Annotated in this window: 27 protein-coding genes and 4 tRNA genes; 8 read left to right on the top strand and 23 right to left on the bottom strand. The window is 42.7% G+C overall.

Annotation, left to right across the window (positions count from 1 at the left end):
* The first annotated feature begins 5 nt into the window (after window positions 1–5).
* Entirely contained in the window at window positions 6–818 is an 813-nt protein-coding gene (locus DPG01_RS02545) for an AraC family transcriptional regulator (protein WP_086208930.1), read from the top strand.
* Window positions 819–867: 49 nt separating this feature from the next.
* Here DPG01_RS02545 and DPG01_RS02540 read toward each other — a convergent pair whose 3' ends face one another.
* From DPG01_RS02540 to DPG01_RS02515, 6 genes are all read right to left on the bottom strand, one after another.
* Window positions 868–1,512: a fumarylacetoacetate hydrolase family protein gene (locus tag DPG01_RS02540; RefSeq protein ID WP_086208931.1), complete on the bottom strand. Its 645-nt coding sequence runs from the start codon at window positions 1,510–1,512 to the stop codon at window positions 868–870.
* A gap of 50 nt (window positions 1,513–1,562) precedes the next feature.
* On the bottom strand, window positions 1,563–2,060 hold the full coding sequence (locus DPG01_RS02535) for a YcxB family protein (protein ID WP_086208932.1): 498 nt from the start codon (window positions 2,058–2,060) through the stop codon (window positions 1,563–1,565).
* Between the two features lie 279 nt (window positions 2,061–2,339).
* Window positions 2,340–2,416, bottom strand: a tRNA-Arg gene (locus DPG01_RS02530).
* 274 nt (window positions 2,417–2,690) lie between these two features.
* Window positions 2,691–2,767: transfer RNA gene (locus tag DPG01_RS02525), tRNA-Arg, on the bottom strand.
* Between the two features lie 48 nt (window positions 2,768–2,815).
* Window positions 2,816–2,892 (bottom strand) — tRNA-Arg (locus tag DPG01_RS02520).
* Between the two features lie 14 nt (window positions 2,893–2,906).
* Window positions 2,907–2,996, bottom strand: a tRNA-Ser gene (locus DPG01_RS02515).
* A 264-nt stretch (window positions 2,997–3,260) separates the two neighbouring features.
* Here DPG01_RS02515 and rnr point away from each other — a divergent pair.
* The 6 genes from rnr to DPG01_RS02485 all read left to right on the top strand — a co-directional run bounded on the left by rnr (window position 3,261) and on the right by DPG01_RS02485 (window position 10,367).
* Entirely contained in the window at window positions 3,261–5,699 is a 2,439-nt protein-coding gene (gene rnr / locus DPG01_RS02510; protein ID WP_213065989.1) for a ribonuclease R, read from the top strand.
* A gap of 56 nt (window positions 5,700–5,755) precedes the next feature.
* Entirely contained in the window at window positions 5,756–6,637 is an 882-nt protein-coding gene (locus tag DPG01_RS02505) for a VanW family protein (RefSeq protein WP_110974082.1), read from the top strand.
* Between the two features lie 52 nt (window positions 6,638–6,689).
* On the top strand, window positions 6,690–8,732 hold the full coding sequence (locus DPG01_RS02500) for a M3 family metallopeptidase (protein ID WP_171327334.1): 2,043 nt from the start codon (window positions 6,690–6,692) through the stop codon (window positions 8,730–8,732).
* 46 nt (window positions 8,733–8,778) lie between these two features.
* A complete protein-coding gene (locus DPG01_RS02495; protein WP_086208936.1) occupies window positions 8,779–8,997 on the top strand; it encodes a YheV family putative zinc ribbon protein in 219 nt (72 codons plus the stop codon).
* A gap of 13 nt (window positions 8,998–9,010) precedes the next feature.
* Window positions 9,011–9,430, top strand: coding sequence for a hypothetical protein (locus DPG01_RS02490; RefSeq protein WP_110974080.1), 420 nt, complete (start codon window positions 9,011–9,013; stop codon window positions 9,428–9,430).
* A 61-nt stretch (window positions 9,431–9,491) separates the two neighbouring features.
* On the top strand, window positions 9,492–10,367 hold the full coding sequence (locus tag DPG01_RS02485; protein WP_110974079.1) for a DMT family transporter: 876 nt from the start codon (window positions 9,492–9,494) through the stop codon (window positions 10,365–10,367).
* A gap of 75 nt (window positions 10,368–10,442) precedes the next feature.
* Here DPG01_RS02485 and DPG01_RS02480 read toward each other — a convergent pair whose 3' ends face one another.
* The 5 genes from DPG01_RS02480 to DPG01_RS02460 form a co-directional block, all read right to left on the bottom strand.
* Window positions 10,443–12,725: a TRAP transporter large permease subunit gene (locus tag DPG01_RS02480; protein ID WP_110974078.1), complete on the bottom strand. Its 2,283-nt coding sequence runs from the start codon at window positions 12,723–12,725 to the stop codon at window positions 10,443–10,445.
* Between the two features lie 182 nt (window positions 12,726–12,907).
* Window positions 12,908–13,480: a rhombosortase gene (gene rrtA / locus DPG01_RS02475; RefSeq protein ID WP_110974077.1), complete on the bottom strand. Its 573-nt coding sequence runs from the start codon at window positions 13,478–13,480 to the stop codon at window positions 12,908–12,910.
* A gap of 71 nt (window positions 13,481–13,551) precedes the next feature.
* Complete coding sequence (locus DPG01_RS02470; RefSeq protein WP_086208941.1) at window positions 13,552–14,589, bottom strand: hypothetical protein; 1,038 nt, start codon at window positions 14,587–14,589, stop codon at window positions 13,552–13,554.
* Between the two features lie 520 nt (window positions 14,590–15,109).
* Window positions 15,110–15,496, bottom strand: coding sequence for a protein YgfX (locus DPG01_RS02465; RefSeq protein ID WP_086208942.1), 387 nt, complete (start codon window positions 15,494–15,496; stop codon window positions 15,110–15,112).
* A gap of 5 nt (window positions 15,497–15,501) precedes the next feature.
* Entirely contained in the window at window positions 15,502–15,759 is a 258-nt protein-coding gene (locus DPG01_RS02460; RefSeq protein ID WP_086208943.1) for a succinate dehydrogenase assembly factor 2, read from the bottom strand.
* Between the two features lie 192 nt (window positions 15,760–15,951).
* On the opposite strand from DPG01_RS02460, the gene DPG01_RS02455 reads away from it, so the two are divergent.
* Window positions 15,952–17,124, top strand: coding sequence for an acyl-CoA dehydrogenase family protein (locus DPG01_RS02455; protein WP_110974076.1), 1,173 nt, complete (start codon window positions 15,952–15,954; stop codon window positions 17,122–17,124).
* Window positions 17,125–17,158: 34 nt separating this feature from the next.
* Here the strand turns inward: DPG01_RS02455 and DPG01_RS02450 are convergent, their stop codons facing one another.
* From DPG01_RS02450 to rpsE, 12 genes are all read right to left on the bottom strand, one after another.
* Window positions 17,159–17,950, bottom strand: coding sequence for an alpha/beta fold hydrolase (locus DPG01_RS02450; protein ID WP_086208945.1), 792 nt, complete (start codon window positions 17,948–17,950; stop codon window positions 17,159–17,161).
* A gap of 137 nt (window positions 17,951–18,087) precedes the next feature.
* The gene (locus DPG01_RS02445) at window positions 18,088–19,578 is read right to left on the bottom strand and encodes a flavin-containing monooxygenase (RefSeq protein WP_110974075.1); all 1,491 of its coding nucleotides are present in this window, start codon (window positions 19,576–19,578) and stop codon (window positions 18,088–18,090) included.
* A 194-nt stretch (window positions 19,579–19,772) separates the two neighbouring features.
* Window positions 19,773–20,138, bottom strand: a complete 366-nt coding sequence (gene rplQ, locus DPG01_RS02440; RefSeq protein WP_004691290.1) for a 50S ribosomal protein L17 — start codon at window positions 20,136–20,138, stop codon at window positions 19,773–19,775.
* 18 nt (window positions 20,139–20,156) lie between these two features.
* Complete coding sequence (locus tag DPG01_RS02435) at window positions 20,157–21,164, bottom strand: DNA-directed RNA polymerase subunit alpha (protein WP_004691292.1); 1,008 nt, start codon at window positions 21,162–21,164, stop codon at window positions 20,157–20,159.
* A 17-nt stretch (window positions 21,165–21,181) separates the two neighbouring features.
* Complete coding sequence (rpsD, locus tag DPG01_RS02430; RefSeq protein WP_086208947.1) at window positions 21,182–21,808, bottom strand: 30S ribosomal protein S4; 627 nt, start codon at window positions 21,806–21,808, stop codon at window positions 21,182–21,184.
* Between the two features lie 12 nt (window positions 21,809–21,820).
* Window positions 21,821–22,207, bottom strand: a complete 387-nt coding sequence (gene rpsK, locus DPG01_RS02425) for a 30S ribosomal protein S11 (RefSeq protein WP_004281491.1) — start codon at window positions 22,205–22,207, stop codon at window positions 21,821–21,823.
* Between the two features lie 19 nt (window positions 22,208–22,226).
* Complete coding sequence (gene rpsM / locus DPG01_RS02420) at window positions 22,227–22,583, bottom strand: 30S ribosomal protein S13 (protein ID WP_005012957.1); 357 nt, start codon at window positions 22,581–22,583, stop codon at window positions 22,227–22,229.
* Window positions 22,584–22,690: 107 nt separating this feature from the next.
* Window positions 22,691–22,807: a 50S ribosomal protein L36 gene (gene rpmJ / locus DPG01_RS02415; protein WP_000867907.1), complete on the bottom strand. Its 117-nt coding sequence runs from the start codon at window positions 22,805–22,807 to the stop codon at window positions 22,691–22,693.
* A gap of 19 nt (window positions 22,808–22,826) precedes the next feature.
* Window positions 22,827–24,146, bottom strand: coding sequence for a preprotein translocase subunit SecY (gene secY / locus DPG01_RS02410; RefSeq protein ID WP_171327332.1), 1,320 nt, complete (start codon window positions 24,144–24,146; stop codon window positions 22,827–22,829).
* Between the two features lie 45 nt (window positions 24,147–24,191).
* Window positions 24,192–24,632 (bottom strand): 50S ribosomal protein L15, encoded by a 441-nt coding sequence (gene rplO / locus DPG01_RS02405; RefSeq protein WP_004691300.1) that lies wholly within the window; start codon window positions 24,630–24,632, stop codon window positions 24,192–24,194.
* A gap of 3 nt (window positions 24,633–24,635) precedes the next feature.
* Window positions 24,636–24,812, bottom strand: coding sequence for a 50S ribosomal protein L30 (rpmD, locus tag DPG01_RS02400; protein WP_005012961.1), 177 nt, complete (start codon window positions 24,810–24,812; stop codon window positions 24,636–24,638).
* A gap of 6 nt (window positions 24,813–24,818) precedes the next feature.
* On the bottom strand, window positions 24,819–25,316 hold the full coding sequence (rpsE, locus tag DPG01_RS02395; RefSeq protein ID WP_004691304.1) for a 30S ribosomal protein S5: 498 nt from the start codon (window positions 25,314–25,316) through the stop codon (window positions 24,819–24,821).
* Window positions 25,317–25,318 lie beyond the last annotated feature (2 nt).

Below are 25,318 nucleotides of genomic sequence, written 5' to 3'. Positions count from 1 at the left end.
CAGCCATGCCCTACAAACAACAAAAAAACAGTGCACCACTCAAACAACTACCGACCAATGATCATATTGATAAATTATTGTGGATTCATTTTCGCGATGATCCCGCTCAGTCGGTTTATCCCGTACATGGACATGCATGGGGTGAATTTGTCTATGCATTTAATGGAGTCATGGAAGTCCATATTAATCAAGTTGACTATCTCACTCCACCGCCATACGGAATTTGGCTACCACCCCATGTCGCACATAGCGGTTTAAACCGTACCGATGTTTCTCACGGTACGCTCTATATCCATGAAAGCTTATGCAGCCACTTACCACAGCAAGCCGGTATTATGCTGAGCTCACCTTTAGTCACCGCACTCTTTAAACATTTAAAACAGTACCACTTGGCAGATGATTCAGCTGAGCATTTACGCTTACTTTATGTCTTGCTTGACCAACTACACCATGCAGAATTGGTGAGTAGTTATTTACCACACTCCGAACATCCTGTGCTCAAGAGTATTTTAGATTTTTTACATTTACACCCTGCCGACAACAGCGCTTTGCAACAACTGGCAGTTCAGCACAATATGACTGAACGCACACTTGCGCGTTATAGCCAAAAAGAACTCGGCATGTCTTTGAATGAATGGCGGCAGCGCTTAAAAGTCATGAAAGCCATGAGCATGCTAACCGAAGGGAAAAAAGTGGAAAGTATTGCATTAGATTTGGGCTATGCCAATGCATCGGCCTTTATCAACATGTTTAAGCGCTGGATGGTGTATACACCCGATCAATTTCGAAAACTGTATCATAGCCACCAACAACGCTAAAAAAAGACCACCGTGGTGATCTTTTTTAAGATATTGCAGTTAAAACCAATTAGGCTTTGACAAAAGTCGTCCACGTATAATCTTGTGATTTACCGTTCAAAGTCATTTGTAACTGTTCACCCGGCTGCAATGCTGCAACCCCTGCTGGTGTGCCCGTCATAACCACATCACCTGCTTCCAAAGTGAAGACTTGGCTAATATCAGCCAACAAGGTACCAATATCAAAAATTAGATGTGCCGTATTACCTGCTTGACGCAGCTCATTATTAACATGAAAGGTATAGTGCACATCATTCCAATCTTGTACCACATCGGAAACAGCAACCCAATCTGCCAGTACACATGAACCATCAAAGGCTTTAGCACGCTCCCACGGCTGACCTTTGCCTTTCAAATCATCTTGTAAATCACGTAAGGTTAAGTCTAAGCCTAAGGTCACTGCACCTACCGCTTGAATAGCCTTGAGAGGGTCAGCTTCTTGAGTTAAACGTTGATCTATACGTAAAACCAGTTCACATTCATAGTGACAACTGCCCCACGCAGGATTCCAAGAAATACCCGCATCTAAACTGAGCAGACTACTTGGTGGTTTGATAAATAAAACGGGACGATCAGGAATCGCATTGCCTAATTCTTTGGCATGGTCTGCATAACTACGACCGACACAGACAATTTTAGATGGACGTGTACTCATGATCTTCCTCTTGCTTGGCGAATAATTTTATCGTGTTACGGTCAATACGCTTATTTTTTAAAGGTATTCTCAAACTTCGTTTGATCTGCACTCTCTATGAGTGCGCGCTTAGGCACAATCACCACAGTACGGTTTTTCAGCTCTAACATATAAGTTAACTTGCCGATGGCAAATTTCTGTACTTCATTATAATGGACCACCTGCTTGCGGCCATTGGCATAAATTTCCGCATAATCTTGATATAAATCTATGCCCTGCTCACTTTTACCAAACTGATATTTCACAAACTGACGCTTAAACATCATTGGAAGAAACCAATAACGCATGAGAATTTGTAAAACCAAGAAGAATACACCCAATGCCACATAATAACGCCCGACACCTGTAAAGCCGAGCATAAAGCCCCACACAATAATCCCGATACTAATCAGAGGTGTAATAAAGCGCGTAATTTGCTTTTTACCAAAGGTCGCTAAAGCAAAACCATCTTGCGACTCTTCTAAAGTGAGAAAATAACGTGTCGATAATGCAGGTTTGTTCTCTGACATAAGGCTAGATCAAATTACTAAAAATATTGATCTCAATACTACAACACTATTTGGCATTTTCTTAGGACTTTCATACACACAGCTGAATGAGCTGGTTGTACCCATGCAGTACGCAGTTAACTCTAAAAAAGAATCTGAATGAATATAAAAAGCGCCAATACGCACACGTACAATAGAGAAAATGCAGCGAAATGAAACCTATGTTTTGCATATTAAAGTGAACAAAAACAATAGGCACAAAAAAACCGCAATTAAGCGGTTTTTCAATATTGATCAAGTTGGTGCGCTCAGAGAGATTCGAACTCCCGACCCCTTAGTTCGTAGCCAAGTGCTCTATCCAGCTGAGCTATGAGCGCGACGTCTTGATGGGGTGCATTATACGTGAATCCTATTTTTTGTTAAGTCTTATTTCCATAAAAGTCGATCAACCGCCCACTTATTAAGCACAAAAGGTGCGAGATGCTGTATAAATCAACAAATTGAGATTCCATAGCAGAATAGATAGGCAATCATGCAAGACTAAAGCTTTATTGATATCAAATCTTTCTTGATGAATCACTTTCTCAAGCAAAGCATTTCACTTTTTACAGACACAAAAAAACCGCAACATGTGCGGTTGATTGTTCAAGTTGGTGCGCTCAGAGAGATTCGAACTCCCGACCCCTTAGTTCGTAGCCAAGTGCTCTATCCAGCTGAGCTATGAGCGCATTACTTGTGTGCCAATTCAGGCGTTACGTTACATACAGTTTACTTATTGGTGCGCTCAGAGAGATTCGAACTCCCGACCCCTTAGTTCGTAGCCAAGTGCTCTATCCAGCTGAGCTATGAGCGCGACATAAGTAAAGTTGGCGGTGAGAGAGGGATTCGAACCCTCGGTACAGTTACCCGTACGCATCCTTAGCAGGGATGTGGTTTCAGCCACTCACCCATCTCACCGTAACGTGCCGCCATAATACAAACTTCATGCTATCACTGCAAGCACAGACGCTGCCTTTTTTGCATATTTTCGTTCAATTAAATACTTTTTAAACAATTTAGTGCTGATTCATCACAATTTCTTCTTTTCAACGCATCGCTGCGCTGAATAAAACAGCAAATATCCTAAATTGCCGACATAAAACACAATATTGCAATCATTTGCGTGCAGTCTGTCTTCGCATGACTTATGCTAATCCTATCTACTGAGATACAGCCAAAGACATTATGAAAAATTGGGTCGATCCTGAAGCAAAAGCTGAAGCTGAACGTTATGACAATCCTATTCCGAGTCGCACGCTCATTTTAGAAACCATCGAAGAAAAAAAGACGGCGCTTTCACATGCGGATCTGGTTGAGATTTTTGAAATTGCAGATCAAAAAAGTATTGATGCGCTCAGCCACCGCCTCATTGCAATGGTTCGTGATGGCCAACTCATGAAAGATGGTTTCAAGTTCCTTCTTGCGGAAGAACAACCTGAACATGAAGCAACGGTCTACATTAATAGTAAAGGCTTTGGTACGGCGAATATCACAGGGCATGAAGACCTTCTTCTCCCTGAGCGTGAACTTCGTCAAGTCTTTAATGGTGATCGTGTTAAAGTGCGCCAAACCTCAGTAGATCGTAAAGGTAAAGCTTGGGGCTTTATTACCAAGGTAGTGCAACACCGTGTGAAGCAAATCATTGGTAAAGTGTCGATACATGACGGTGAATACTTTATTCAGCCAGCAAATCCCAATGCGCACCAACCAATTACCTTAGAAAAAGAGTTAATCGAACACGCACAAGTCAAAGTGGGCGATTCGGTTCGTGTGGCAATTGATGACTACCCAACCAAAGAAGAGCTCGCCACTGGTCATATTGTACAATCTATGGCTGATAAGGCCGACACCGAAATCATCATCCCACAAACCATTTTAGAGTTTGGTCTGCCGTATGAGTTTCCTGAAGAGGTACTTAAAGAAGCAGAAAGTTTTAAAGAGCCATCAGAGCAAGACCGTGAAGGTCGTATTGACCTACGTGATTTAGCCTTAGTCACTATTGATGGTGAAGATGCTCGCGACTTTGACGATGCTGTTTATGCAGAAAAACGTCCAGGTGGAGGTTATCGTGTCGTGGTAGCCATTGCGGACGTCAGCCATTATGTCCGTTCAGGCAAACCGTTGGATGATGAAGCCCAGGAACGCGGTACATCGGTGTATTTCCCGCACTTTGTTTTACCTATGTTACCTGAAGCCCTGTCGAATGGCTTATGTTCACTCAATCCACATGTTGACCGTCTGTGTATGGTCTGTGATTTAAACCTGTCCCGTGCAGGTCGCGTCACCAAGTTTGAGTTCTATCCATCAGTCATGCATTCAAAGGCACGTTTAACCTATACCAACGTTGCTCAATACTTTGAAGGTGACAGCAGTGCCATCCCAGAAGACCGTGATGTGCGCAAATCCTTAAACACCCTGTTCCAACTTTATCAAGTCCTCAAAGGTTTACGTGCAGAACGTCATGCTATGGAATTTGAAACCGTTGAAACCTACATGACCTTTGATGAGCTAGGTGGGATTAAGGAAATTTTACCGCGTACGCGTAATGATGCTCACAAGCTGATTGAAGAATGTATGTTATTGGCAAACGTGGCCGCGGCTGAATATGCGCTACAACATGATGTGCCAATGCTATACCGTATTCATGAGCCACCTGAGTTCTCACGCATTCAAAAGGTACGTGACTTTGTCAAACTACTAGGTCTACCGTTCCCAGAACAGCCGACTCAGAAAGACTATCAGGCCGTAATTGATGCAACCAAAGACCGGATTGATGCGCCTAGTATCCATGCCGTGCTGTTACGTTCGATGATGCAAGCCTACTACGGTGCGAATAACGCAGGTCACTTTGGCTTGGCATATGAAGCGTATACGCACTTCACTTCTCCAATTCGTCGTTACCCAGACTTGTTGTTACACCGTGCCATTAAAGCCAAGTTAAAACATAAACCTGCACCTCTTTCAGGGGCTGCTTTGGATGATGCGGGTCAACATTTCTCCGCAACTGAACGTCGTGCAGATGAAGCGTCTCGCTCTGTCACCACATGGTTGAAATGTCATTATATGCAGCAGCATTTGGGTGAAGAGTTTGTCGGCATCATTTCTGCCGTAGCAGAATTTGGTCTGTTTGTAACGCTCAAAGACTTATATGTTGATGGCATGATCCATGTCAGCCAACTGGGCGATGACTATTTTGTCTATGACCAACCAAGTCAGAGCTTGATTGGGCAGGCACGCGGTCAAAGCTTTAGCTTGGGCGATGAAGTGAAAATCAAAGTTGCAGCAGTGAATTTAGACGACCGCAAAATTGATTTTGAATTATTGCAACAACTCTCACATGGTGGTCGGCCCATACGAAGTCGAGCACCCCGTGTTGGCAAAGCCAAAACAGCACGAAGCGAAAGTAAAGAAGAAGTCTTTAGCGAGTCGACAAACGCCTCTCCCAGTAACAGCGGAGACCAGCCCATACGACGCAAAAAAGATAAATCCCAACCTAGCTCCTACAGCAAAAAGCCTGGTAAAAAATCTTCATCAAAGTCTGAAACAAAGGTTAAAGATAAAGTGAAGAAAAAGTCGAAACCTAAAAAGAAAAAATCCAACGCAAAAGCGAAAACTGAGTAAATGATGTAAAAGGTGCTAGTGCTTCATGTTCTAGCACCTTTTTTCATAGGATCAACATGAATTTTTTGCGTTTATTTTTAAACAAACCCATCAGCCAATATCATCCCCTACTTTATCTCATGGCCACACGTAGCCGACGTATGATGCGCTATTTGCAGTGGAAAACAGATGGGAAAGACTATGCACATTCATTTTCTAACATCCCTTTGGCTTTTCGCGTCAAAAAGCATCAGTCCGTTCTGATTCGTAAATTAGGCGATAGCGATCAACACTGGCAACACAATAAAGTCATCAATCTCAAAATTGCCAGTCCATGTATTTCTGGGATTTTAGTCCATCCACAACAAACGTTTTCTTTTTGTCAGTTGGTGGGACAACCAACAACTCAAAAAGGCTATGTCGAGGGAATGGAACTCAGCTTTGGGCAGGCTCGTGGTGGTATTGGTGGTGGTATTTGCCAAATTGCCAACCTCATCCACTGGCTTGTCTTGCATAGCCCGTTACAAGTGGTACAACGTTCACAGCATTCCTTTGACCCTTTTCCAGATCATGGTCGAGTGCTCCCTTTTGGGAGTGGCGCTGCAATTTTTTATAACTATATTGATTATCAATTTTACAACCCCACTCCGCATAGCTTTCAAATTCGGCTGTGGTTTAGTGAGAAATGCCTAGAAGGTGAACTGCGCTGTTCCGCCGATTTAGGCTATGTCTACCATGTGTTTGAACAACAGCATGCTTTTCTTAAAATCGGGACGGATTACTATCGTCAAAACGAAATATGGCGACACCGTAAAGAAAAATATAAAAGTGGTGAAATCTTAACAACCGAATGTATGACCCGTAACTTTGCCAAAGTGCTTTATCAACCCCCAAACATTGATCTGCACTATGCATCATGGACTGAATTTCAAGCGACACAAAACATCAAAACCAATTAAAACTTGATTTCCCACGGTATCACCCTTACATCTAGTGATAACTCAACATTTTATTTGGCTTAACAGCATGACATTAGAAAAAGCAACTTTGCCTGTTCCACAGTTTGATCAAATCACCTTAGTACAACTCCAACAACAGATTGAACAAGCCATTCAACAGGGTCAACATTTCTTAAAAGATCTGACCTTGGTTCCTGAGTCAAATGAAGAACAACTCGCCGTCTTAGCGCAAGTCGATACTCTAGAAAACAATATGAGCGAAGCGTGGGGCGTGCTGTCTCACCTCAATGCCGTGATGAACAATACTGAAACCCGCGAGCTCTATCAGTCTTTATTACCTACATTAAGTGAGTACTATACCGAACTGGGTCAGCACACCGTACTTTATCAAACCTATCAGCACATTCATGATGCTGCACAATTTGATCACCTCTCAGAAGCCCAACAAAGTGCGATTAAACTTGCACTGCGCGACTTTAAACTGTCGGGCGTAGCTTTAGAAGGTGAAGCCAAAAAACGTTATGCAGAAATCTCAGCTCGCTTATCACAACTGTCATCGGACTTTTCCAACCATGTTTTGGATGCAACACAAGCCTACTTCAAACCATTAACGGAAGATGAACTGGCAGGCCTCCCCCAAAGCAGTGTTGAACTTTTAAAACAATATGGTCAACAACGTGAACTGGATCAACCCGTTGCCACTTTAGACTTCCCATCGTATCTGGCGATTATGACCTACGCAGAAAACCGCCCTTTACGCGAAGAGTTGTATCGTGCCTATACTACACGTGCATCTGACCAGTCTGAACATGCTGAGTTTGATAATACCGCGTTGATGGAAGAGATTTTAAGCCTGCGTCAGGAAATGGCAGCACTGTTAGGTTTCAACAATTATGCCGAGCTTTCATTGGCCAGCAAAATGGCGCCAAATGTAGCCACGGTGGATCAATTCTTACGTGATTTGGCTGAACATTCACGTGCCCCTGCGCTCAAAGAAGTAGCAGAGCTAAAAGCCATTGCCGCTGAAGATGGCATTGAAGAGTTAAAACCGTGGGACAGCACGTATTATTCAGAAAAACTGAAAGTCCAACAGTTTAATTTATCTCAAGAAGCGCTCAAGCCCTACTTCCCTGCACCTAAAATTTTGCAGGGCTTATTTAGTATTGTGAACCGTCTTTATGGGATTCAAATTGTCGAGCGTGAAGCTCCCGTATGGCATCCGGATGCACGCTATTTTGAACTCGAAGATCAAGGCACTGTGGTTGGTGGATTCTATTTTGACCTTTATGCACGTCAGGGCAAACGTGGTGGCGCATGGATGAGTGGTTTCCGCTCTCGCACCCAAACAACGCAAGGCCTACAAAAACCGATTTGCTATATGGTGTGTAACTTTACCCCACCTGTCGGTAATCAAGCCGCACTATTGACTCATGATGAAGTCATTACCTTGTTCCATGAATTTGGACATGGTTTACATCATATGTTAACCGAAGTCGACAATATTGCAGTTGCGGGCACACACGGCGTAGCATGGGATGCAGTTGAACTACCAAGCCAATTCATGGAGTTTTGGGCATGGGACACCGAAAGCTTAGACCTGCTCAGTGCTCATATTGACACCCAAGAAACCTTACCAGAAAGTCTACTCAAAGCCTTACTGGATGCACGTTTCTTCCAGTCTGGCATGCAAAGTCTACGTCAAATTGAGTTTGCCCTGTTCGACCTCAGCATTCATAAAACAGCCCCTGCTTTAAAAGCGGATCAAATCCAAGCCACCTTAAATGAGATCCGTGCACAGTATGCTGTTTTAGAAACCACACCTTATAACCGCTTCCAACATAGCTTCAGCCATATTTTCGCAGGCGGCTATGCAGCAGGTTATTATTCTTATAAATGGGCGGAAGTTTTGGCCAGTGATGCCTTCGATCGTTTCGAAAATGAAGGAATTTTTAACACCACCACTGGCAAAGAATTTCGCCAATTTATTCTAGCAGTTGGCGGAAAAGATACTGCACTTGATGCATTTATCAATTTCCGTGGACGTGAGCCAAAAATAGATGCTTTACTTCGTCATCAAGGTTGGACGAACCGCTAAAAATGTGAGTAAACTAAGCGCCTAAATTGTTCAGAAGGTAAGTCTAATGACTCTTAAACGCCGTTTCATTGCAGGTGCAAAATGTCCTAAATGTCAGGCAATGGATCGTGTCGTTATGCTTACCTCGAATGACGATGAATGGATTGAATGTATCGACTGTGGTTATTCTGAGAACCGACCTACCCATGTAGACGAGCCTCAGATCCCAGCTACCCCAGACGAAGTTGGGGTCATTCAATTTAAACCGCGTCAATCCAAAGAATAAAAGGTCGAGTCGAATGTCACCCGTACAACACAACAATCCTAAATTGCTCTGGGGAATTACAGCAGGTCTGGTCGCAATCATTGCGATTTTTGCGCTGTATCAATGGATTTTTGCCTCACAAGAACCTGAAACACCCCCTCATCAAGCAGAATTGCTTCAACCCACTGTGAAAGCCATTCCAGAAGTGCAAAATGCGGCATCAAAGGCAGCAGCAGAAAATACGGTAAAATTGGTTGAAGAGGATATTCTAACATCCCCTGTGCCTAAAAATTCATCTTTAGCCAAAGAAGAAGTAGCCAAACTGGACGACATTCAAACTCAACTCAAAGAACAAGAAACTACCTTGCAAGCGCAGCATAAAGATGCTGATGAATTAATGAAACTCAAAGAAGAACAAATTAAACTGTTAGAAGCCCAACTGGCAACACAGTAATCCCCCTTTGCACTTTTTAAATACGCTAGAATATCAACCGATACTCTAGTGTATTTTTATCATGTCTACTCAGACCACCTCATCTAGCGTGCTTAAAGCCATAGCCCTACTCATTATTTCAGCGCTGCTGTTTTCTTTGATGGGGGTGTGTATTCGCTATGCTTCACATACAGTGGATAATGTCAGCATTGTTTTTTTCAGAAACTTCGTGGGTTTATTTATTTTTTTACCGCTGATTTTACAGCGAGGACTGGGCTTTTTTAAAACAGAACGTCTGTGGATGCACACTTGGCGCTCCATGGTTGGGCTTGTCGCGATGTATGGTTTTTTCTACGCGATTGCTCACTTAAAACTGTCAAACGCCATGGTCTTTACTTATTCGTCTCCTATTTTTATTCCTTTGATTGCTTGGCTATTTTTAAAAGAAAAAATCACGCGCTCAATGCTGATTGCCGCGTTGATTGGGCTTTTAGGCGTCCTATGTGTGGCGAAACCTGATGCTGGCTTATGGAATCAGTTGTCCTTCATTGGCCTCAGTGCTAGTTTTTTAGCGGCCATGGCTTTTGTCACAGTACGTGCACTTACTGCAACCGAACCGCCTGAGCGCATTGTCTTTTATTTCTGCTCTATTGGTACTCTGATTTCCATGATTCCCATGTTTTGGCATATCCGTCCTTACACATGGACAGAACTGAGCTTCCTGATTGGAGCGGGTCTACTTGCCAATGTCAGCCAACTGGTGATGTCTCATGCCTATCGACTGGCGCCTGCAGGTCAAATTGGGCCTGTAAATTATGTCGCAATTATTTTTGCAGGCCTCTGGGGTTATTTATTTTGGCGAGAAACTCCTGATTTTTATAGTTTGATTGGCTTTGCCCTGATTTTATTGGCAATTGTGGTTTGTAGCCCTCTGTTGCAAAGACGGCTACGTCCCTAGCAAGCTCTCCAATAAATCCAAAGCATAAAAAAGCATCCGAAGATGCTTTTTTAATGTTCCAAGTTTATTTAAATCTTAGTGATACCAACCGAATAACTTAAAGAAGTAAGGCACATAGGCAATGATCAACATTGCTGGGAATAGTACAATTAAAGGCAAAATCCAGCGCTCATAACGATAATAGAAAGACAGATGACGAACCTCTGCATCGGCCTCATTCACCTCTGCATCACCTATAGATTGCCTTGCCAAGAGATGATTAAGTGCAACAGGTGGTGTCACATAGCCCAACTCAAAACCAATCAAGGTGATCATCCAGAAATGTACAGGATGAATACCATATTGATAGGCCACAGGGGCAACCGTCGCAGAAATCAAAATCACGGCGCCAAACGGATCCATAATCATCCCAACAAAGACCATCAATCCCACAATCAGAGTAATGACCAAGAATGTACTGCTAATATCGGTTGGGAAGAAACTCATCACCTCCGTACGTTCAAGCAATCCACCCACACTGACTGAAAGTGCCATTAAAATGACCAAAGCACCAATATGCCCAACCGTTTCACTGGTCGAGATATGCATCGACTTCCAAAAACCAACTTGGCGTAATACATCCATAGAGCTCGATTGAACCACGCCATGATTCACCACTTGTCCATCATCTGCTGCATTGCCATGTAGACCTTCACGATATTCTGCATGAGCAACTTGCGCACCCGCTAAAGCAGGCTCATTATTGGAGTTATAATTTGCAGTCAGCGTTTCATCCCAGTGCCCAACCGCAGGCAGTGGCGCAGGTTGATGACGTAATTTATCAAATAACACGATCATCAATAAAATGACAGGCATCATCACTGGCGCTGTAAATTCATTCAGATCAGTGTCTAATAGATACTTATAGAACATCCAGATCAGAACAAAAATTGCTATATACGGAACCACAGCAAGGAAAGCACGCCCTGATTTTGGCGCTGCCACACTCGGTGATGCGATGCGGAATTTACTTTCAGCAAAGAACAAAGACACAACCAAGAATAAAGTTGAAGTCAGTAAGAACGTATAGACACCATATTGATAAAGCAGATCTGTAGTTACTTCTTTATTTAATGATGCTACGACAACAATCAATAAACACGGACGTAGCACGACACCTAGCGAACCAGACATTGCCGTTGCAGCTAGAGCAAACTGGCGACGACCACCCGCATTCCAGACTTCTTTATAAATAATCGCCCCTGCTGCAATCACAAAGATCCCTGAAGCACCTGTATATGCAGTCGGTAAAGCTGCAGCGATTAAAATCAACCATGTGAGTGTTTCAGGTGCCAAGTTCCATGGGCGTAAGATATTTAAAAACAGATCCACAACGCGTGTCTGTTTCAGTAACATACCCGCCCAAATGAACAGCGCTAAATTAAGAAAAATACTCGAGAACTCAACCAACTGACCAAGATAAATACCTTGCCCCATTGGGTAGTCCATAAAGAAGATAAAAGCAACACCCGTGATCACCGCCATGTAGGCATATAAAGGCACACTCAGAAAAGCAAAACCAAGACGCCCACCTGCTTTAGCCTCTTTCGGTGGGCTAAACAACTGCCAAACACTGATCAATGTGAGTACTGAAAACAAAATCATCCACAGCCAATAAATCAGCTGGGTTTCGCCATTCATTGGCACACCCGAGTCTTTGACTGAGTTAAATTGACTAATGCTTGAGTAGGTTAATAACCCATTACCCAGTGTCATCAGTAGACTATAAACACGATAATCCAACTTGGTTGCAGGTCCACGTAAACCAATATGATGGATTTTTAATGTCGCGCTAATTGCAGCTAAGACCACCATAAAAATCAACAGAATGGCACGATTTTCTGTCCCAAATTTAAAAATACCGAAAAAGGTCGTTTCAAAATTACGATAGGCACGAATACTTGGATGTGCCTCCATGTGTAGCATGGCTTTATCGTAAAATTGATACTTTTCCTCACACTGTTGTACACCTGCCAAAATAGACGCACGCACATCCGCTTCTGAAGCAGTACCAAAAAAATCTGCAAACTCATCGGCAGCATTGGCCTGCATTTGAGTTTTGACCATTGCATCCACATTAGGGTGACGATTACATTCAGGTTTGGTCGGTTCAGCCCTTAAAAAAGAGTACTGCATGCCTGTGGCAGGGTCACCATATAGGCGCTCTCCCATACGGAGTAACTGACCATGAATCATTTCACCTGTACCTATTAATAGCGTAAGTAACAGTAAAATCAGAATTAAGAAAGTGGAAATCCACTCCGTCCATATATACTTCAGCAGATCGAGTCCTGATCTGCTCTGTCCATGATTCTGCATGTTGTTTCCTATTTTTATTTGCAGTTCTATTCGGCGTAATACGCTGTAGAACCTGTCGTTTTGTCGGCTTGAGCTTGTCCTTTCTCGATGCCTTTAGATTTTTGTTTTGTTTATCTTTGCATCAAATTTATATTTTTGAATATGACAATCTGGATTTTCTTTTTAGAATTTAGGTCAATAGATTACTCATCAAATAGATTCACCCCGATTAAATACATAGCTGCAATCACAATCCCCCAGATCACACCCAATAAATGTGCTTCGACTAAGACTGGACTCCCGATCAGTTCAGCCGTAGCACTCGCCCCAAGGGTATTTTCCCAAATCAGTTTGCCTAAAATGAGAAACAACACCAAACTCGCAAACATCCGCTCTTTACGGTAAAGCAAATGGACGATGGAAATCGCAGTGAACATCCCATGCAATACACCTGACAGCCCAGCATAGGCTTCAATATCGGCCAAAAAATAATAAAAACTGAGACTAATTAATGGCGGTAAAATCAGCAATAACGCCACAAAATGCCAGACACGCACGCGTGGGAAAATAAAAGGCAGACACATAAATGCCAACATATTAAGGGCAAAATGAATCCATCCCACATGCACCCAGTGCCCAGTCCACAAACGCCAAACTTCAGGAAAAATATCCACACGCCAATAAATAAATTGATCTTTAAAAATCTGTAGGCATGCCGAAATTGATACGATGAACGCAATCAAAATGATTTTTCTATATAGAAATTGATCTTGCATCGCATGCCCTTATGCTGTGACTCATTTATTTATTGTTATTTTTTTGACTACATGGCTCAGTTTAAAATTGGTTAACTTTCATTAAACAGTTCATCCAACTCTGAACGATCTTCTTTTTCATCCCAGAAATGTGCCATACCACCATCACCTGTTCGTGTCCCTGTATGTTCAGTCCAATAACGATCAGAAATGCCTTGTACCATACTCGATGCCATACTATCAATCAGCTTAAACTGTGGATTAGTCTGTTTTTCATCACTATGTGAAGCCGCATAACTTTTCAAGGCATCACGAATTTTCGCATCATCACCACTGGCTTGCGCTGCAATAGCATACATCGCATGGGCTAAACGCACCCCTTTTTGCTCGCCGATTTGCATCGATTGTTTTAAAGTCTGATATGGATCAGGCTTACCTTCACCCGCACCTGGTAACAAGGTCCAAATCACCGCACGTGTTGCATTCGGTGCACCCCAAAACTTTTCATTGTCTAGACACACCATGCCACGCTCGACAATAGCCGCAATGTCTTTTGGAACATTGACTGCACCACCTGAGTTAATATCATTGGTCATCGCTTGTAGACCGCTCAACATCCCCAGCATATATACAGTTTGATCTAAATCGCTGTTCATTTTTGGGCAACCTTCGCCCAGTGGCTTTTTATACTTTTTTTCCCAACGGTTTTGGAACAATTGATAGCCTGTATATTGACGCTGTGCAGCAATAGCAGCCCAACGTTTTTGTTCAATACGCGCATCCTGTGCTTCAGAAACATTACCTGCTTTAGAGGCACGTAAATAACGAAGCTCAGACTCTAGCGCCTGATTCTCCGCACAAATACCTGAAGCCGAATAGAGTAAAACCGCAATACGTGTTGGGTCTGCGCCCATATCTTTGGTCGACATAATCGCAGGCGTCAAAGCATTGCCTGAATTGCAGACCATCTCTGCATCTTCCATAGCCAATATAGGCGGAACAATATGTTTTTCACTAAACCCAAGTGCAACATTAGCACCTGTTTTAACCACTTGTGAACAACCCGAAAATAATAAACTTGTAATCGCTACAACAGCCATACCTTGGCCTATTTTTTGGACTTGCGACATTTTCCTGTCCTCTATTTGTATAATTGTATGCGTCCGTGCTGACAAACATAGCAGAAGCAATTTCCGAAGAAAAGAGTATTTACTCTAAATCCGACTACTACTCTGCCATGAAATAAAAAGCGGAAAATTGACTTAAATGACACCCATATTTTTTTTCAGGCAAAAAAAAGTAGCATAGCGACGGTTCGGCACATGCTACTTATGAACTGAGAAGCCTAGCTAGGCTTTGTTTGGTGCAAATCGTTCCTTCAGCACAGTTCCTAATCGTCCTATAACAATCGCTAACACAATTGCTACCACTAGAAACATCCAAGTTGGAATCATCATAAGATTATCCTTGTTTGCTGTTGGTGATTTGAATGTACATTTTAAGAACAACAAACTATAAGAATGTTGTCTGACAATTTGAAAATAGCGTTAAATTTGTTCCGAACTGTCAGACAAAGTGAGATGAAATCAGTTTATATTTGTTATTTTTCAATAGTTTGGTTAGAGTATAAAAGCTAATATTGTCCAACAATTACTGCATTTTGGTGAGTATTTTCAACGCTTTCCACTGTCTCAAGGATAACTGATCACACCAGACCAACATCGGTTTGGCACGGAAATGTTGAAAATAGATCACGATATACGCACGATGGTCGATAATATGACTGATCTGCACACGCTGCACATCGCTTTGCGTTTTATGCGACAAGGACCAATCTCGACCATCCAAATACTGTAATTGAAAGTGTTGCGGCCCTCGTAGAAAAAACAGATATAAGATAAAACCTGCGACCAAAGCAATCAGCCATAACCACAAAGGCAATAGCTGATAGAGTACAAACATTAAAATGGCATAAATTGACAACTGAAATACATAAGCCAAACGGCTAGGTTTCAGTTGAAAATGACGATTATCCATTACACTTATCCATGTACATAATGCTTTAACTTTTGAATCAAGGTTTTCATTTCAGGGTACGGTGGTTCAGACACTTCCATGAACCAGTCCAATAAATCTGGGTCTTCTTGTTCAACCAATGCTGCAAACATGGCCTTTTCCGCAGGATCCGCCTGAAGATAATAATTTTTCACATAAGGATCAAAGTACACATCAATTTCTTTTAAACCACGACGTGCACGGTAGATTACTTTACGCTCTTCCAAGCTCATTTCTTCAGTCATTACATTCCCCAGATGAATTACAACGGCTTAGTTTAACCGATCACACCTCCCTCGCCACTAGTTAAATGTCGCAATTTTTTCAACTGGCAAAACCCATCAAAAAATCAACCGCATTTGAGCATTCAGTCCATTGTCGCATGTCCTGCTTTTCACTAATCTTCTAGCAAAATAACAACATCAGGATGAGCTTCCATGCAATCAGGCGCGATTCGCCCGTTAACCAATATGCTGCCGCGTAATTTATTTAATGCTGAACATGAGGCATTTCGAGAAACTGTGCGAAAGTTTTATGCCAAAGAAGTTGTTCCCAATATTGAAAAATATGAACAACAACAACATGTCGATCGTGAGCTATGGAATAAAGCAGGCGCCATGGGACTACTGTGTGCCACCATGCCTGAAGCTTATGGTGGTTCGGGTGTAGACCGTTTATACAGTATGATTTTGATTGAAGAACAAGCCTATGCCATGGATTCCTCGACAGGGTTTTCACTACACTCTGACATTGTCGCGAACTATATCAATAACTTTGGCAGTGAAGCACAAAAACACTATTGGTTAACGCGGATGGCTTCGGGTGAAACCGTCACAGCCATCGCGATGACTGAACCTGGCACAGGCTCAGACTTACAAGCGGTACGAACAACGGCTGTTTTAGAGGGAGACGACTATATTATCAATGGCTCTAAAATCTTCATTACCAATGGCTATCTCTGCGATATGGCAATTGTGGTCTGCAAGACGGGTGACAGTGAGAAAAGTTCAGCTAATCTCTCATTAATCATCGTTGAAGCAGATCGTGTAGGTTTCAGTAAAGGCAAACCCCTCAATAAAATTGGAATGAAAGGACAAGACACCTGCGAATTATTTTTTGATCATGTCCGAGTCCCCAAAGAGAATTTACTGGGTATGGAAGGCATGGGCTTTATGATGTTAATGAAGGAATTGGCTTGGGAGCGTATGCTAGTGGCGATTATTTGCCAAGCTGGTGCAGAAGCAGCACTGGCACATACTGTTCAGTACACCAAAGAGCGTAAAGCCTTTGGAAAAAGTATCTCTAGCTTTCAAAATACCCGCTTTAAACTGGCAGAGTTGCGTACAGAAATTGACTTTTGCCGGGCTTATCTGGATCGTTGTATGCAATTACAACTCGAAGATAATTTGGGGGTTGACGCAGCAGCAGCAGCTAAATATAAAATTTCAGAGATGTTTTCTAAAGTTGTGGATGAATGTCTGCAACTACATGGCGGCTATGGCTATATGTTGGAATATCCAATTGCACGTGCCTATTTAGATAATCGCGCCAATCGTATTTACGCAGGCACCAATGAAATCATGAAAGAACTCATCTCACGTTCTCTTTAACTCAAATAGCCCATCTCTAGATGGGCTATTGCATTTATATATTTGCTTCAAGAAAGTCCGCAATCAACGCAACCACCAAATCGGGTTGCTCTTTATGCGGCATATGATGCAGTCCCTCTAAAATTTGTAATTCGGCTTGTCCTGTGACCCCTGAAAAAATTTGTTGTGGTTGTGCCGTGGTTGCATATTCATCTAGTTCACCATGAATAACCAACGTCGGACAACAGACACCGCCTATTATCTCAGCCAGACTCCAATCCTGAAAAGCGGGGGCCAACCATGTTTCAGTCCATGCATCAAGCACCCACTGTGCTTTGTTCGGGTGGTATTTGGCTAAACGCTCTATTTGCCCTGCTTGTTGAAAGCCTAGTTTTGCCTCTCGAATGCCTGCTAGAGTCAGCTCTTCAACGGTATACTGTGCAGAGATAGTAATTAAGGCGTGGCAACATTCTGCATAAATTGCTGCAATCGCAATCGACATCCCACCTCCGACACTGTGCCCAAGGATAATAAAATCCTGTATCGAGAAATAATCCAAAACTGCTTTAAAGCACTGTGTGGCTTCCGTGGATACAAAACTATATGCCAGTGAAGTCGGATGAGCATCGGATAAACCAAAACCCAGTCGATCATAAGCATAAATCACACGGCCTGTTGCCTGAGCCAGCTGTGCAGGAAAATCTCGCCATAAGCTCACTGAGCCTAATGAATCATGCATTAAAATTATGGGTGCCAAAGATAGATCGCCCGAATCAGTTTGCCACTTTTTGGCGTGAATCCTATATTCTGTATATTGAATTTGATGGACTTCTTCTAAGATTTTCAACGCATTTCCTATTCTTTGTTTTCTCAGTGTTCAAAATCATCTAATAGTTCAAACCTGAAAGAAAGCCCCAAAAGAGAACTGCTCAAGTCATTAAAAAAGGAGCCTAAGCTCCTTTCATATCTATGTCGTTTTGCAAGTTAGGACACTAGTTTGGGTTTCTGATCCAATGCTAGCTCACGTTTAGCAAATTTCAGTATACCATCCTCAAAAGAAGCATTCTTTAATGCTTTACGATCAGCTAAATAGTTATTCGACACTTTCCAAGGTGCATGCTTGCCTTGTTTTGGCATAACACCTGCTGCACGTGCGATATAACCAGAACTTAAACTTCCCATCACCGTATCTTGCATTAGCTCAGTCGCATCCCCTTGAGGAATCACTTCAGTCCATTGTTTTTGATCCATATAGTTGAGTAAACGACAAATGTATTCTGCGGCAATATCCACCTTTAAAGTCCAAGAGGCATTGATATAACCAATAATCATCGCCATATTCGGCACATCACTGACCATCACGCCTTGATACAACATATGTTTAGACGTATCTAAAGGTTCGCCATCAATCGTTGCTTGAATGCCGCCCAAGATTTGAATTTCTAAACCTGTCGCTGAGACAACAATATCCGCCTCTAAATGCTGACCAGACTTTAATTGAATACCCGTTTCAGTAAAGCGCTCAATCTGATCTGTTTCAACACTGGCTTGACCTGAACGAAGAATTTTAAATAAATCACCGTCTGGCACCACACATAAACGCTGATCCCACGGATTATAGTCTGGGGTAAAATGTTTCATATCCACTTTACCTTTGAGCTGCATCTTAATCGACTGTAACAGCAATCGGCGTAGCAGTTTCGGTTGTTTCTGCGCGAGTGCATAAATTCCACGTTGCATCCCAATGTTACGCGCACGAGTCAGTTTATACGCCACATCTTCTGGTAACACTTTACGCATTTTGTCATATACAAAATCAATAGATGGCACTGAAGCAATATAAGTTGGCGAACGCTGTAACATGGTCACATGACTAGCTCCACCCTTGACCATCGCAGGTACTAGCGTAATTGCTGTTGCTCCACTACCGATGATCACTACTTTTTTGCCACGATAATCTAAGTTTTCAGGCCATAACTGTGGATGAATAAACTGCCCTTTGAATGCCTGTTGATTTGGAAACTCAGGTTGGAAACCATGATCATAGTTATAATAGCCTGTGCAACCAAACACAAAGTTTGCAATCCAGTTCTCTTTTTTACCTTTCGCATTCTCAATCACCACCTGCCATTTCTTTTGTGCAGAATCATAATTGGCGCTTAAAACACGATGCTTAAAATGAATTTTTTCTTTGAGCTTTTGTTCATCTATCACTTCGGATAAATAGCCTTTAATCGACGAACCATCAGCCAGTACACTCGCCTGCTGCCATGGTTTAAAATTAAAACCAAAGGTCGACATATCAGAATCAGAACGAATTCCGGGGTACTTAAATAAATCCCAAGTACCACCAAAGCTATCGCGACGTTCAATAATCTCAAAAGAACGTTGTGGGCAATGCTTGGTTAAATGTGCTGCAAGACCAATACCAGAAATACCAGCACCTACAATCAGTAAATCGACGTGCTTATCCATGTTGTTTTTATCCTGTCTTATATTCTGTTCCTATTAAACCACAAAGCTGACAATACACAATGTCAAGTTTAAGCATATTTCCCACAAAATGTGTCAATACGGGTCAAAATAAACAAATTGTTAAACAATAAGACATAAAAAAGACCGGTGAAACACCGGTCTTTTTTTAAGAACAACTGAATAGTTCTACGAAATTATTTAACTTCGCGATCTACTAGTTCAACGTAAGCCATCGGCGCAGCATCACCTGCACGGAAGCCCGCTTTAAGAACACGTAGATAACCGCCGTTACGTTCTTTGTAACGAGGGCCAAGAACGGTAAATAATTTACCAACAGTTGCTGCTGAACGAGTACGAGCAAACGCTAAGCGACGGTTTGCAACAGTATCGTTTTTAGCTAAAGTGATTAAAGGCTCAGCTACACGACGTAACTCTTTTGCTTTAGGCACAGTTGTTTTGATCAACTCGTGCTCAAACAAAGAGTTAGCCATGTTTTGAAACATCGCTTTACGATGGCTGCTGGTACGGCCTAATTTCACACCACTATTACGATGACGCATGGTGATAGTCCTACTTAATTAACGGCTACGATAGGCGAAACGATCGTCCATACGGAGACTAGCTGGTGGCCAGTTCTCTAAACGCATGCCGAGTTGTAAGCCTTTTGAAGCCAGAACATCTTTGATCTCAGTAAGCGATTTTTTACCAAGGTTAGGAGTTTTAAGTAACTCAACCTCAGTGCGCTGTACTAGATCACCAATGTAGTAAATGTTTTCTGCTTTCAAACAGTTAGCAGAACGAACAGTAAGCTCTAGATCATCTACTGGACGAAGCAAAATTGGATCAACTTCTTCACGAGGTTCTTGAGCAACAGGAGCTTGATCTTTCTGAAGATCAACAAAAATTGCAATTTGTTGTTGCAAGATTGTTGCCGCTTTGCGGATCGCTTCTTCTGGATCAACTGTACCATTGGTCTCAAGATCAATGACCAATTTATCAAGGTCTGTACGTTGTTCTACACGAGCGTTTTCCACTGTGTAAGACACACGTTTGATTGGGCTATAAGAAGCATCTAACTGTAAGCGACCTACAGGGCGAGTTTCGCCTTCCGGGAAACGCGAGTCAGAAGTTTCATAACCACGACCTTGAGAAACTTTCAAGCGCATTTTTAATGAGCCTGAAGCACTTAAAGTACCGATCAAATGTTCAGGGTTAACCACTTCAACATTATGAGGTAAACGAAGGTCAGCGGCAGTTACGTCGCCAGGACCTTGTTTCTCTAATGTCAAATAAGCTTCATTTTGATCGAACAGCTTAATAGACAATCCTTTTAGGTTCAGCAAGAGCTCGACGATGTCCTGCTGCAAGCCTTCCAAAGTACTGTACTCGTGCTCGACACCTTCAATCTCAACTTCAACCACAGCAGCGCCAGGCAAAGAAGAAAGAAGGATGCGACGTAAAGCATTGCCCAGAGTATGACCAAAGCCACGCTCTAAGGGTTCTAGAATAACTTTTGCCGAGGTCCCGCTAACCGCTTCGACCTTGATCGCTTGCGGAGTTAGAAACTCATTTGCAGTACGCGTCATTATTGCTACCTCAAGGATTATTTAGAATACAATTCTACAATCAAGCTTTCGTTGATTTCAGCAGGTAAATCTGAACGATCTGGTGCAGCTTTGAACGTACCTTCCAATTTAGAATGGTCAATTTCCATCCAAGCAGGGATACCACGTTGTGCAGCTAATTCAACTGCGTTTTTGATACGCAATTGTTGTTTAGCACCTTCATGTACAGCAATTACATCACCAGCTTTAACTTGGATTGACGCGATGTTAACACGACGGCCATTCAAAGTGATTGAGCGGTGAGATACTAACTGACGAGCTTCTGCGCGTGTAGAACCAAAACCCATGCGATAAACGACGTTATCAAGACGGCTTTCAAGCAATTTCAACAAGTTTTCACCTGTTGCGCCTTTAACACGAGCAGCTTCTTTATAGTAATTACTAAATTGACGCTCTAAAACACCGTACATACGACGTACTTTTTGTTTTTCACGTAATTGTAGTGAATACTCAGATTGTTTACCACCACGAGCTCCGCCATGTTGGCCAGGAGCTTTAGCAGCTTTTTTAGTTTTGACGTCAAATGGTTTAACGCCAGATTTTAATTGCAGGTCTGTCCCTTCGCGGCGAGAGAGTTTGCATTTTGGACCAATATAACGAGCCATGAATGTTTCTCCTTACACGCGACGTTTTTTAGGTGGACGGCAACCGTTGTGCGGGATTGGCGTCACATCGGTAATGCTGTTAATTTTATAACCCACTGCACCTAAAGCACGAACCGCAGACTCACGACCAGGACCAGGACCTTTTACAAGGACGTCCAAGTTTTTCAAACCGTAATCTAAAGCAGCTTTACCAGCAACTTCAGCAGCTACCTGAGCAGCAAACGGAGTTGATTTACGTGATCCACGGAAGCCTTGTCCACCAGAGGTAGCCCAAGCCAGTGCATTACCTTGACGATCGGTAATAGTCACAATGGTGTTATTAAAAGAAGCGTGAATGTGTGCAACACCTTCAGAGACGGTACGAGTGACCTTCTTGCGTGCGCGAGTATCTTTAGCCATCTTTTAGCTTCCAGAAATCTTATTTCTTAATAGGTTTGCGCGGACCTTTACGGGTACGTGCGTTAGTTTTGGTGCGTTGACCACGGACAGGCAAGCTGCGACGATGACGAAGACCGCGGTAGCAGCCTAAATCCATTAAACGTTTAATGTTCATGGAAATTTCGCGACGTAAATCACCTTCGGTTGGAACCTTAGCAACTTCTGCACGAATCGCATCAAGCTGAGCGTCATCTAATTCACGGATCTTAGTAGTAGTAGCGATGCCTGCAGCAGCTAAGATGTTCTTAGCAGTGTGGCGACCAATACCAAAGATGTACGTTAGAGAGATAACAGCATGCTTGTTATCCGGAATGTTTACACCGGCAATACGAGCCATTCAATTTTCTCCAAAAAGGCAGTTAAGACAATCAACCGCCCCACAAAAATCTTGAGGGGCGGATAATAACCTAATTAGCCTACTGAAATCAACAGGTCTTGATCAGATTAACCTTGACGCTGCTTATGACGAGGTTCTGCGCTACAAATTACGCGAATAACCCCATTACGACGGATAACTTTACAGCTACCACAAATTTTCTTTACAGAAGCTTGTACTTTCATGATGAAACCTCAAGTGCGCTTATCCCTTAGGATGAGCAGTCGTTTTTCTCATTAACGTTTGATTATCGTACTGATGCGAGGTGAGATGTGCTTGCAGCTGAGCCATAAAGTCCATCACTACCACCACAACAATCAGCAAAGATGTTCCACCTAAAGAAAATGGAATACCAAATGAGCTTTGTAAAATCATCGGCATTAAGCAAATGATGGTGATATAAATCGCACCAATAAATGTCAAACGGTTAAGAATATGATCTAAGTAACGAGCAGTTTGCTCACCTGGACGAATACCAGGTACATAAGCCCCGCTGCGTTTCAAGTTTTCCGATACTTCTTTCGGGCTAAATACAAGCGCTGTATAAAAGTAACAGAAAAAGATAATTAACGCACCAAAGAGCACCAAATACAACGGCTGACCAGGCGAAAGCACCAATGCCAAATCTTGCAAACTACGTTTGATAATACCCGCATTCGGATCTGCACTACCCACCCATTGCCCTAAGCTCGCAGGGAACAAAAGCAATGAACTTGCGAAAATCGCCGGGATCACACCCGCCATATTAATTTTTAATGGCAAATGCGACTGTTGTGCAGTAAACACACGACGTCCTTGTTGTTTTTGAGCATAGTTTACTGTAATACGACGTTGCGCCTTCTCAATAAACACAATTGCAGCTAATACAGCCAGAGATAACACACCAAAAATAACCAAGCCAATTAGACTGGTTTGACCATTATCTACTGATGATAGTGATTGCAGAATCAAATTCGGCAATCCTGCAACAATACCGGCGAAGATGATCATGGAAATACCATTCCCCACCCCACGTTCGGTAATTTGCTCACCCAACCACATCAAGAACATTGTACCTGCAACCAAAGAGGTTACAGCTGGTACGTAGAAAGCCAGACCTGCAGTTAAGGTAATGCCTTGACTGATCAGACCAGCACACATCCCAATTGCCTGCACAAGTGCAAGGAACAATGTACCTTGTCGCGTATACTGATTAATCTTACGCTTGCCTTGTTCGCCTTCTTTTTTTAAAGCTTCCAGCGAAGGAATAACTGTAGACATTAACTGCACGATAATCGATGCAGAAATGTACGGCATGATCCCAAGAGCAAGAATGGACATACGCTCTAATGCACCACCTGAAAACATGTTAAACAAACCAAGGATCGTGCCTTGGTTTGCATTAAAAAGATTTTCAAGTGCGGCATTATTAATGCCTGGTACTGGAATATGTGCTCCTAGTCGAAAAACCAATAATGCACCGATGAGAAACATCATACGGCGTATAATTTCACGGTATTTCACATGAAATGGCTGGCCTTTCATCATATTGACATGACCTGAAGAACTAGGAGACATAGACACTAGCGATTACTCCTCGACTTTACCGCCAGCAGCTTCAACAGCAGCTTTAGCGCCTTTAGTCACAGCAACACCTTGAACAGTGAATGCACGAGTAATTTCACCAGAAAGTACGATACGAGCACGTAACATATCTTTACGTACAACGTTTGCAGCTTTTAAAGTTTCTAGGCTAACGATGTCGCCTTCAACTTTAGTAAGCTCAGATAAACGTACTTCAGCAGTTTTTAAAGCGATTTGGCTAGTGAAACCGAATTTAGGTAAACGACGATATAACGCAGTTTGACCACCTTCAAAGCCCGGACGAGTACCACCGCTCTTACGTGAATTTTGACCTTTGACACCACGGCCACCAGTCTTACCAACGCCAGAACCGATACCACGGCCTAGACGACGATTTTCACGTTTTGCACCTTCAGCAGGTGCAAGCTCATTTAAACGCAGAGTCATGGCTTATTCCTCTACACTAACCATATAGTAGACTTGGTTGATCATACCACGGTTAGAAGGCGTATCTTGCACTTCTACAGTATGACCAATACGACGCAGACCTAAACCTTTAAGGCTAAGCTTGTGATTTTTCAAGCGATGCGATGAAGATTTAGTCTGGGTAACTTTAATCGTTTTCATGATTGATTACCCTTGAATTTGTTCTACTGTAAGACCACGTTTCGCAGCAACCTTCTCAGGAGAAGTCATATCACGCAGACCATTAAAAGTCGCGTTTACTACGTTCGCAGCGTTAGTAGAACCATAACATTTTGTTAATACGTTACGTACGCCAACAGCTTCTAGAACTGCACGCATAGCACCACCAGCGATTACACCAGTACCTTCAGAAGCAGGCTGCATGTAAACACGGCTTGCACCGTGACGCGCGTTAATAGGGTGTTGTACAGTACCGTTAACAAGGTCAACAGTAATCATGTTGCGACGAGCAGCTTCAAGTGCTTTAGAAATAGCAGCTGGAACTTCACGTGCTTTACCACGACCAAAACCTACACGACCATTACCATCACCTACCACAGTTAGTGCTGTGAAAGAGAAGATACGACCACCCTTAACAACTTTGGCTACACGATCAACGGCAACCAGCTTTTCAACAAGACCTTCGTTTTGTTCAACTTTAGCCATGA

It is taken from the genome of Acinetobacter sp. WCHAc060042, from assembly GCF_003231195.1.
GTDB lineage: Bacteria > Pseudomonadota > Gammaproteobacteria > Pseudomonadales > Moraxellaceae > Acinetobacter.
This window is presented reverse-complemented; position numbering and strand designations above follow the sequence as displayed.

What these genes read in the sequence shown, in the direction of transcription:
- DPG01_RS02480 (WP_110974078.1), bottom strand. Translation starts at nt 12,725, where the DNA reads ATGCAGAATCATGGACAGAGCAGATCAGGACTCGATCTGCTGAAGTAT.
- DPG01_RS02445 (WP_110974075.1), bottom strand. Translation starts at nt 19,578, where the DNA reads ATGGATAAGCACGTCGATTTACTGATTGTAGGTGCTGGTATTTCTGGT.
- DPG01_RS02540 (WP_086208931.1), bottom strand. Translation starts at nt 1,512, where the DNA reads ATGAGTACACGTCCATCTAAAATTGTCTGTGTCGGTCGTAGTTATGCA.
- DPG01_RS02485 (WP_110974079.1), top strand. Translation starts at nt 9,492, where the DNA reads ATGTCTACTCAGACCACCTCATCTAGCGTGCTTAAAGCCATAGCCCTA.
- rpsD (WP_086208947.1), bottom strand. Translation starts at nt 21,808, where the DNA reads ATGGCTCGTTATATTGGTCCAAAATGCAAACTCTCTCGCCGCGAAGGG.
- rrtA (WP_110974077.1), bottom strand. Translation starts at nt 13,480, where the DNA reads ATGCAAGATCAATTTCTATATAGAAAAATCATTTTGATTGCGTTCATC.
- DPG01_RS02545 (WP_086208930.1), top strand. Translation starts at nt 6, where the DNA reads ATGCCCTACAAACAACAAAAAAACAGTGCACCACTCAAACAACTACCG.
- DPG01_RS02535 (WP_086208932.1), bottom strand. Translation starts at nt 2,060, where the DNA reads ATGTCAGAGAACAAACCTGCATTATCGACACGTTATTTTCTCACTTTA.
- DPG01_RS02495 (WP_086208936.1), top strand. Translation starts at nt 8,779, where the DNA reads ATGACTCTTAAACGCCGTTTCATTGCAGGTGCAAAATGTCCTAAATGT.
- DPG01_RS02505 (WP_110974082.1), top strand. Translation starts at nt 5,756, where the DNA reads ATGAATTTTTTGCGTTTATTTTTAAACAAACCCATCAGCCAATATCAT.
- rpmD (WP_005012961.1), bottom strand. Translation starts at nt 24,812, where the DNA reads ATGAAAACGATTAAAGTTACCCAGACTAAATCTTCATCGCATCGCTTG.
- secY (WP_171327332.1), bottom strand. Translation starts at nt 24,146, where the DNA reads ATGAAAGGCCAGCCATTTCATGTGAAATACCGTGAAATTATACGCCGT.
- rpmJ (WP_000867907.1), bottom strand. Translation starts at nt 22,807, where the DNA reads ATGAAAGTACAAGCTTCTGTAAAGAAAATTTGTGGTAGCTGTAAAGTT.
- DPG01_RS02435 (WP_004691292.1), bottom strand. Translation starts at nt 21,164, where the DNA reads ATGACGCGTACTGCAAATGAGTTTCTAACTCCGCAAGCGATCAAGGTC.
- rplO (WP_004691300.1), bottom strand. Translation starts at nt 24,632, where the DNA reads ATGACTCTGCGTTTAAATGAGCTTGCACCTGCTGAAGGTGCAAAACGT.
- DPG01_RS02455 (WP_110974076.1), top strand. Translation starts at nt 15,952, where the DNA reads ATGCAATCAGGCGCGATTCGCCCGTTAACCAATATGCTGCCGCGTAAT.
- DPG01_RS02490 (WP_110974080.1), top strand. Translation starts at nt 9,011, where the DNA reads ATGTCACCCGTACAACACAACAATCCTAAATTGCTCTGGGGAATTACA.
- DPG01_RS02460 (WP_086208943.1), bottom strand. Translation starts at nt 15,759, where the DNA reads ATGACTGAAGAAATGAGCTTGGAAGAGCGTAAAGTAATCTACCGTGCA.
- DPG01_RS02470 (WP_086208941.1), bottom strand. Translation starts at nt 14,589, where the DNA reads ATGTCGCAAGTCCAAAAAATAGGCCAAGGTATGGCTGTTGTAGCGATT.
- rpsE (WP_004691304.1), bottom strand. Translation starts at nt 25,316, where the DNA reads ATGGCTAAAGTTGAACAAAACGAAGGTCTTGTTGAAAAGCTGGTTGCC.
- rplQ (WP_004691290.1), bottom strand. Translation starts at nt 20,138, where the DNA reads ATGCGTCATCGTAATAGTGGTGTGAAATTAGGCCGTACCAGCAGCCAT.
- rpsM (WP_005012957.1), bottom strand. Translation starts at nt 22,583, where the DNA reads ATGGCTCGTATTGCCGGTGTAAACATTCCGGATAACAAGCATGCTGTT.
- DPG01_RS02465 (WP_086208942.1), bottom strand. Translation starts at nt 15,496, where the DNA reads ATGGATAATCGTCATTTTCAACTGAAACCTAGCCGTTTGGCTTATGTA.
- rpsK (WP_004281491.1), bottom strand. Translation starts at nt 22,207, where the DNA reads ATGGCTAAAGATACTCGCGCACGCAAGAAGGTCACTCGTACCGTCTCT.